Genomic DNA, 8,128 nt, shown 5'->3' with positions numbered 1-8,128 from the left:
GGTTCAGCGCTCGAGACTCGCGCCTGCGGCGCATGCGCTTCGAGCGCTGAACGACGAGACGGGCCGCGAACGGGGCTCGTAAGACTCGCCCCCTTCGGGAGATTTCGCCGCTACCGGGCCGGGGGTGGGGTGTTCAGCCTTTCCAGGTGTAGCGGCTTTTCGGGCGGCCTGCGCGGCCGTAGTCGGATTTGCGGTCTACCAGGCCGTCGTCGGCCAGTTTCTCCAGGTAGCGCCATGCCGTGATCCGGGAGACGCCGACCGTGGCGGCGGTCTCGGTGGCGGTGACGCCGTCGGGGGCGGTGCGGACCGCCTCGGAGATCTCGCGGAGCGTCTGGGGGGCGAAGCCCTTCGGGGTGGTGGCGCGCTGGTCGCTGGTGCGCAGGATGCCGAAGGCGCGGTCGATCTCCTGCTGGGTGGCGGCGGACTGGCCCTCGGGCAGGGCGTGCCGGAACTCGCGGTAGCGCTCCAGCTTGTCCCGGAAGGCGGCGAAGGTGAAAGGTTTCAACAGGTAGAGCACGACGCCGGAGGCGACGGCGGTGCGCACCATGGTGAGGTCGCGCGCGGAGGTGATGGCAATGACGTCGGGGCGCGGGGTCAGCCCGGCCATGGCGGTGGCGAGGTCGAGCCCGCTGGCATCGGGCAGCCCGATATCCATCAGGACCAGGTCGATGGGGGTCTCGTTCGCGGACGCCTCGGCGACCGCCCGCATCCCGTCGCGCGCGGTGTGCGCGACCCGGACCGGCGTGAACCCGGCGAGCCGCTCGACGTAGGCGCGGTGCGCCTCGGCGATGAGCGGTTCGTCCTCGACGATCAGCACTCTGATCACGACGGCTGGTCCTTTCGCGGAATCGTCACCACCACGGCGCTCTCGGGTACCCGGTCGGTCCGGATTGTGCCACCGTGCCGCGACACCAGGCGATGCACCAGTGCCAGACCGATGCCGTGGTGGTCGCTCTTGGTGGTGTACCCGCGCTCGGCGGCGCGCGCGAACAGCTCCGCCGACATGCCGGGCCCGCTGTCCGCCACCCGCACCTCCAGCGTGTCGTCGTGCCGCCCGATCGTCACCTCGACCCACCGGTCCGCGGAGTCCGCGGCGGCGTCGATGGCATTGTCGACCAGGTTCCCGACCAGCGTGACGCCCTCGTGCGCGGAGAGCGGCTCCACCGTCTCCAGCGCGGTCTCCGGGCTGACGGTCAGCTCCACCGAGCGCTCCGCGGCCTGGTTCACCTTGCCGAGCAGCAGCGCCGCCAGCGCCGGGTCGCCCACCGCGGTGAGCAGCCGGTCCACCAGCGCCTGCGAGAGCTCCAGCTCGGCGGTGGCGAACTCCACCGCCTCCCGGTACCGGCCCAGCTCCACCATGGTGACCACGGTGTGCAGCCGGTTCGCCGACTCGTGCGCCTGCGCGCGCAGCGACTCCGCGAAGTTCCGCACCGAGTCCAGCTCGCCGAGCACGGTGCGCAGCTCGGTGTGGTCGCGGATGGTCATCACGGTGCCGATCGGGCGGCCCTCCCAGCTCACCACGTCCTGGTTGACCAGCAGCACCCGGTCCTCGGTCACGTGCGTCTCGTCGCGCACCTCGCCGCTGCCGCTGTGCCGCAGCGAAACCGGAAGGTCGGCGCGCAGGATCGGCCCGTCCGGCAGGTCGAGCAGCCTGCGCGCCTCGTCGTTCACCACGTCGGCGCGGCCGTCCGACCCGAAGACCACCAGCCCCTCGTGCACCGAGTGCAGCACCGCGTCGTGGTGCTCGTACATGGCGCGCAGCTCGGCGGGGGCGAGGCCGTGCGTCTGCCTGCGCAGCCTGCGCCCGATCAGGAAGGAGCCGCCCGCCGCGGTGGCCAGCCCGGCGATCGCGACGGCGAGGATCGAGCTCAGCTGCCCGCCCACCTCGTCGCCGATCCGCGCCCTGGTGACCCCGGCCGAGACCAGCGCGACCACGGTCTCGCCGTCGTACACCGGGGTGACCGCGCGGATCGAAGGGCCGAGCGACCCGGTGTAGGTCTCGGTGAAGGTCTGGCCCGCCAGCGCGCGGTCGATGGTCCCGGTGAAGGCCTGGCCGATCCGGTCCGGCTCGGTGTGCGTGTAGCGGGTCCGGTCCGGCGCCATGACCACGATGAAGTCCATGCCGGTCTCGCGCCGGATGCGCTCGGTGACCGGCTGCAGCCGCAGCGTCGGGTCCTCCGAGCGCACCGCGTCGACCAGCCCGGGGGAGCGGGCGAGGCTCACCGCGACGTCCACCACCTCCTGCGCGGTGGCGGCGTCGCTGTCGTGCCTGGCGTCCACCACGGCGAGCACCGCGCCCGCCGCCACGATCAGCGCGACCACCGCGAGCTGCAGCACGAAGGCCTGGCCGGCCAGGGTGAGGCCGGTTCTGTTCCCTTCGTGCCGTTTCTTTCGTTGTTGTCCGCTGGGAAACCGCACCACACGAACGTAATGCACCAAACAGTGACCCATGTCACTGGCGGGGAACATCCTGAGCACACGGGCGGCATCGGCCGCCGGCGCGGGGGCAACGACCAGAAGGAACATCGCAATGAGCGACACCACGAAAACCGAGGTACCGGAGACGGACGGCCCTCCGGCCCGGCGGGACCGCACGCACTGGCTCTACATCGCGGTGATCATCGCCGTGGTCGGCGGCATCCTGGTCGGCTGGCTGGCGCCGGAGGCGGGCAAGGCGCTCGCCCCGCTCGGCACCATGTTCGTCAACCTGATCAAGATGATGATCGCCCCGGTGATCTTCTGCACCATCGTGCTCGGCATCGGCTCGGTGCGGAAGGCGGCCACCGTCGGCAAGGTCGGCGGCCTCGCCCTCGGCTACTTCCTGATCATGTCCACCGTCGCGCTCGGCATCGGCCTCGTCGTCGGCAACCTGCTCGACCCCGGCACCGGCATGAACCTCGGGCAGGACGCGGGCGCGGGCGCCCAGTACGCCGACCAGGCGCACGCGGGCGGCGGCACCGTCGAGTTCCTGCAGGGCATCATCCCGACCAGCCTGCTCTCCGCGCTCACCGGCGGCAGCGTGCTGCAGGCGCTCTTCGTGGCCCTGCTGGTCGGCTTCGCGGTGCAGGCCATGGGCAGCGCGGGCGACCCGGTGCTGCGCGGCATCGGCGTCATCCAGAAGCTGGTCTTCCGGATCCTGTCGATGATCCTCTGGCTGGCCCCGATCGGTGCCTTCGGCGCCATCGCCAACGTGGTCGGCCGCACCGGGCTGGACGCGGTGCTGCAGCTGGGCACGCTGATGATCGCCTTCTACCTCACCTGCCTGGTCTTCGTCTTCGGCGTGCTCGGCGTGCTGATGTGGAGCGTCTCCCGGGTGAGCATCTTCAAGCTCTGCCGCTACCTGGCCCGCGAGTACCTGCTCATCGTCGCCACCTCGTCCTCGGAGTCGGCGCTGCCGCGGCTGATCGCCAAGCTGGACCACCTCGGCGTCCAGCGCACCACCGTCGGCGTGGTCGTGCCGACCGGCTACTCCTTCAACCTGGACGGCACCGCCATCTACCTGACGATGGCCTCGATCTTCATCGCCGACGCCATGGGGCAGCCGCTCTCGCTGCCCGAACAGCTCGGGCTGCTGGTGTTCATGATCGTCGCCTCCAAGGGCGCGGCCGGGGTCACCGGCGCAGGCCTGGCGACACTGGCCGGCGGGCTGCAGAGCCACCGCCCCGACCTGCTGGACGGCGTCGGGCTGATCGTCGGCATCGACCGCTTCATGTCCGAGGCGCGGGCGCTCACCAACTTCTCCGGCAATGCCGTCGCCACCGTGCTGATCGGCACCTGGACCGGCACCATCGACAACGCCAGGGTCGCCGAGGTGCTCGACCGCAAGCTCCCCTTCGACGAGCAGACCATGCTCGACGACGAGCACGGCGAGCAGGCCGAGCAGGTCCCGTCCACCGAAAAGGAACTCGTCAGAGCCTGACCGGTTGCCCCGGGTTCGCGGCCGTCCCGTCTCCGAGCACTCGAAAGCGCACGAGCCGAAGGCTCGAGACTCGAGTGCTCGGAGGCGGGACACCAGGGGCCGCGAACCCCGCCCGCGCCAGCGGGCCGAGAACACAGGTTGCGCCGCTGTGTCGTGGGTAGCGTTTACATATGGCAGATGTGGTTGTCGTCGGCTCCGGGCCCAACGGGCTCGCCGCCGCCGTTGTGCTGGCCAGGGCCGGGCTCTCGGTCGAGGTGTACGAGGCGCACGAGGCCGCGGGCGGCGGCTCCCGCACCGCCGAGCTGACGCTCCCGGGCTTCCACCACGACGTCTGCGCGGGCGCGCACCCGATGGCGCTGGCGGCGCCCTTCTTCCAGGCCTTCGACCTGGCGGCGCACGGCGTCGAGCTGCTCGCCCCCGAGGTCTCCTACGCGCACCCGATGGACGGCGGCACCGCCGGGCTCGCCTGGCGCGACCTGGACCGCACCGTCGACGGGCTCGGCGTGGACGGCCCGGCCTGGCGCAGGCTCTTCGAGCCGCTGGTCCGGCGCTGGCCCGAGGTGGTCGAGCTGGCCATGTCGGACATGCGGCACCTGCCCATCGCCAGGGCGACCACCATCCGCTTCGGGCTGCGCATGCTGGAGCAGGGCAGCCCGGCCTGGAATATCCGGTTCCAGGAGGCCAACGCCCCCGCGCTGCTCACCGGCATCGCCACGCACGCCATCATCCCGCCGAACAAGCTGCCCGCGGTCGGCGCCGCGCTGCTGCTCGGCACGCTGGCGCACGTGGGTGGCTGGGTGATCCCGCGCGGCGGCAGCCAGGCCATCCCGAACGCCATGATCGCCGAGTTGGAGCGGCTGGGCGGCCGGGTGATCACCGGCCACCGGGTCGACTCGCTGCGCGACTTCCCGGAGGCGAAGGCGATCCTGCTCGACACCGCCCCGGCCGAGCTGCTCCGGCTCGCCACCACCGACCTGCCCGAGCGCTACGCGAATACGCTGCGCCGCTTCAAGTACGGCGGCGCCGCCTGCAAGGTGGACTTCGCGCTCTCCGGCCCGGTGCCGTGGCAGGCCGACGGCTGCGACCGCGCGGGCACCCTGCACGTCGTCGGGAGCAGGGCCGAGGCGATGGCCGCCGAGCAGGCGGTCGCCGCGGGCAGGCACGCCCCGCGCCCGTACGTGCTCGCCATCCAGCCCGACGTGGTGGACGACACCCGCGCGCCCGCGGGCAAGCACACCTTCTACACCTACGCGCACGTGCCGCACGGCTCGACCAGGGACATCAGCGAGGACATCATCGCCCAGATCTCCCGCTTCGCCCCCGGCTTCCGCGACCTGATCCTGGACACCCACGTCTACACCGCCGCCCAGCTGCCCGCGCACAACGCCAACTACGTCGGCGGCGACATCTCGGCCGGCGCGATGAACCTGTGGCAGACCGCCTTTCGGCCCGCGCCGCGCTGGAACCCGTACCGCACCCCGCTGCCAGGGGTCTACCTCTGCTCGTCCTCGACCCCGCCCGGCCCCGGCGTGCACGGCATGTCCGGCATGCACGCCGCGGGCCACGCGCTGCGCGAGCGGTTCGGCATCGAGACCGACCCGCTCACGCTGCTCCGCGCTCAGGCGGGCGCGGGCGTTCGGTAGCGATCAGTCCCCTTCGCGATAACCCGTGCCGCTCCGGCACGGTGCGCCGCGCGCGGCGATCGGACTAGGCCAGCCCGGCCCTCTGCTCGGGCCGGGCCGGGACACGGAGTTCGGCGGTGCTGCCGACGCAGGCGCAGAACACCTGGGCCTGCCCGTCCAACGCCTGCGCGCGAATGTCGATGTCGGCGGCGGAGACCCAGGCCGCGCCGCCGCGCTCCAGGGTGACCGCGGCGCCGGTGTGGTCGTGCAGCCGCACCCGCCCCGCGGTGCAGAGCACGATGCCGGGCCCGGCGTGCGTGAGCGGCACGTGCGCGGCGCCCGCGGCGAGATCGAAGCGGCGCAGCGCGAACTCCGGCGCCGGGGTGCGGTAGCGCACCGAGCCGTCGCCCGCAGGCTCCGGCAGCACCACCGGCAGCTCGATCGGCTCGAAGTCGAGCACCCGGAGCAGCTCGGGGACGTCGACGTGCTTGGGGGTGAGCCCACCGCGCAGCACATTGTCCGAGTTGGCCATGATCTCAACGGCCAGCCCGCGCAGGTAGGCGTGCAGGTTGCCCGCCGCGAGGAAGAGCCCCTGGCCCGGCTGCAGCGTGATCCGGTTCAGCAGCAGCGCGGCCAGCACCCCGGCATCGCCCGGGTAGGCCTCGGCGAGCTCCAGCGCCGTCTTGGCCTCGGCGGCGAACGGCCGCGGCCCCCGGCCGGAGAGGTAGCGCACGCAGCCGTCCAGCACCGCGGGCAGCAGCCCGGCGAGCGCGGCGTGCGGCAGCGTGATCCAGGTGGTGAAGAGCATGCGCAGCCCGGAGGCGTCCGGCTGGGCCGCCAGCAGCTCGGCGTAGTGCGCCAGCTCGCCGACGTCCAGCGCGCGCAGCAGCTCAACGGTGCGGGTCGGCTCGCGGAACCCGGCCAGCGCCTCGAACCGCTCCAGCGCGACCACCAGCTCCGGCTTGTGGTTCTCGTCCCGGTAGTTGCGCAGCGGCGAGTCCAGCGCGACCTCGGCGGCGTTCTCCCGGCGGAACCCGGCGCGCGCCTGCTCCAGACTCGGGTGCGCCTGCAGCGAGAGCGGCTCCTCGGCCGCGAGCAGCTTGAGCAGGAACGGCAGCCTGCTGTCGAAGGGCGGTGCGGCCCAGCCCAGCTCGTGCTCGGGGTCGGCGGAGACCAGGTCGAGCAGGGAGCGCGTGCCCGCGCCGTCCAGCACGACGTGCGCCGGGTCGGCCGGGTGCGCGCCGAACCACAGCTCGGCCTCCGGGTGCGCCGACGGCACCGGCCTGCCGCACAGCTCCGCCAGCGCGGTGCGCGACCCCCAGGCGTACGAGCGCAGCGCACCCACCAGTTCGTGCACTAGAAGCGTCCCCCGTCGTAGGAGTCCGGCGCGCTGCCGGGAGCGGCGAGCAGCCCGAGGTAGGCCGCGGCCATCTCCAGCCGCAGCGCCAGCACCGCCAGCTGCTCGACCTCGCCGCCACGGCCGGGCGAGGGCGCGGCATCAGCAGGCGGGGTGGCGGGCGCGGCCGGGTCGATCAGCCCGCTGTGCAGCAGGTCCAGCTCGGCGTTCACCAGGTCGGCGTCGACCGGGCCCGCGCCGTCGCCGCCGAAGCGCGCGATCCGCCTGCCCGCCGCCGCCTGGTCGGCGTCGGCGCTGAGCACGAAGATCCGGACCCGCTCCACCGGGGCGGGGCCGTCCAGTTCCTCGTCGTGGAAGAGCGGGTCGAAGTCGGGCGCCGCGGTGGCCGCCACCGCGACCAGCCGCGGCTGCGCGGCGACCGCCTCGGCCAGGTTCACCGCCGCCGCGACCTGCCCGGCCGCCTGCAGCAGCACCTCGGCCGCGTGCCCGGCCAGCGCCGCCGTCGCGGGCGAGTCGCCGCTGAAGACCACCCGGTGCTGCCGCATCCTGGCGGCCAGCGTCTTGGCCGGGTTGTGGAAGACCTCGTGCTCGGGGCCGTCGCGCAGCGCCTCGGCATCGAGGATGTCGGCGAGCTTGTCCAGGTCGGGCACCGCGACCCCGGCGCGGCCGGGATCGATGGCGGCGAGCACGGCGAGCCCGGCGGCGAAGTAGCGCAGCAGCCGGTTGTGGTCGAGGACCGGGACCCGCGGCTCCAGCAACGCGGCCCTTCCCCCCGCCGCGGCGGCCAGCGGCCCCTCGATCGGCGCGGCGACCACCACCTCGGCGCCGCGGCGCAGGGCCCGGTCCACCGCCTCCAGCAGCCGCGGGTCACCCGCGTCGTCGCCCGCGACCAGCACGACGTCCAGCGCGCCGACCCAGGCGGGCAGCGTGGCGACCGGGACGACCGGCAGCCCGGCCTGCGGCCCCAGCGCGGCGATCAGCAGCGCGGCGGCCCGTGCGGCGCGGCCGGAGCCGGTCACGATCACCAGGCTGCGGGCCCCGGATCTCGGCAGTGTGGCGAGCGCGTTCTCGGTGACGGCCGCCGCGGTGGCCCGCACCTGGGCCCCGCCGGATGCGGCGGAGCGCAGCAGACCGGCTCCGTCGGCGGCTGCGATCGACGCGGCATCGTCGAGGTCGAGCACCGGTGTTCCAGCGATCATCGGGCGTCCCACCTCCCCTCATCGCGGTGTG

At 73.4% G+C, this 8,128-nt stretch carries 6 protein-coding genes; 2 read left to right on the top strand and 4 right to left on the bottom strand.

All coding sequences use genetic code 11. The features are described 5' to 3' along the window. Positions 1-133 precede the first annotated feature (133 nt). Entirely contained in the window at positions 134-826 is a 693-nt protein-coding gene (locus ACFUUZ_RS22850; RefSeq protein WP_378699352.1) for a response regulator, read from the bottom strand. Then, positions 823-2,418, bottom strand: a complete 1,596-nt coding sequence (locus tag ACFUUZ_RS22845) for an ATP-binding protein (RefSeq protein WP_378699350.1) — start codon at positions 2,416-2,418, stop codon at positions 823-825. The genes ACFUUZ_RS22850 and ACFUUZ_RS22845 overlap by 4 nt, the downstream gene beginning before the upstream one ends. A 112-nt stretch (positions 2,419-2,530) precedes the next feature. On the opposite strand from ACFUUZ_RS22845, the gene ACFUUZ_RS22840 reads away from it, so the two are divergent. Then, complete coding sequence (locus ACFUUZ_RS22840) at positions 2,531-3,919, top strand: cation:dicarboxylate symporter family transporter (protein ID WP_378699348.1); 1,389 nt, start codon at positions 2,531-2,533, stop codon at positions 3,917-3,919. Positions 3,920-4,089: 170 nt separating this feature from the next. Next, positions 4,090-5,562, top strand: coding sequence for a phytoene desaturase family protein (locus ACFUUZ_RS22835; RefSeq protein WP_378699346.1), 1,473 nt, complete (start codon positions 4,090-4,092; stop codon positions 5,560-5,562). 64 nt (positions 5,563-5,626) lie between these two features. On the opposite strand, the gene manA is transcribed toward ACFUUZ_RS22835, so the two are convergent. Then, entirely contained in the window at positions 5,627-6,898 is a 1,272-nt protein-coding gene (gene manA, locus ACFUUZ_RS22830; protein WP_378699344.1) for a mannose-6-phosphate isomerase, class I, read from the bottom strand. Beyond that, positions 6,898-8,097, bottom strand: coding sequence for a tobH protein (locus ACFUUZ_RS22825; protein ID WP_378699342.1), 1,200 nt, complete (start codon positions 8,095-8,097; stop codon positions 6,898-6,900). Before ACFUUZ_RS22825 ends, manA begins: the two co-directional genes overlap by 1 nt. Positions 8,098-8,128: the final 31 nt, after the last annotated feature.

The organism is Nocardia sp. NPDC057353 (assembly GCF_042667085.1).
Lineage (GTDB): Bacteria > Actinomycetota > Actinomycetes > Mycobacteriales > Mycobacteriaceae > Nocardia.
This window is presented reverse-complemented; position numbering and strand designations above follow the sequence as displayed.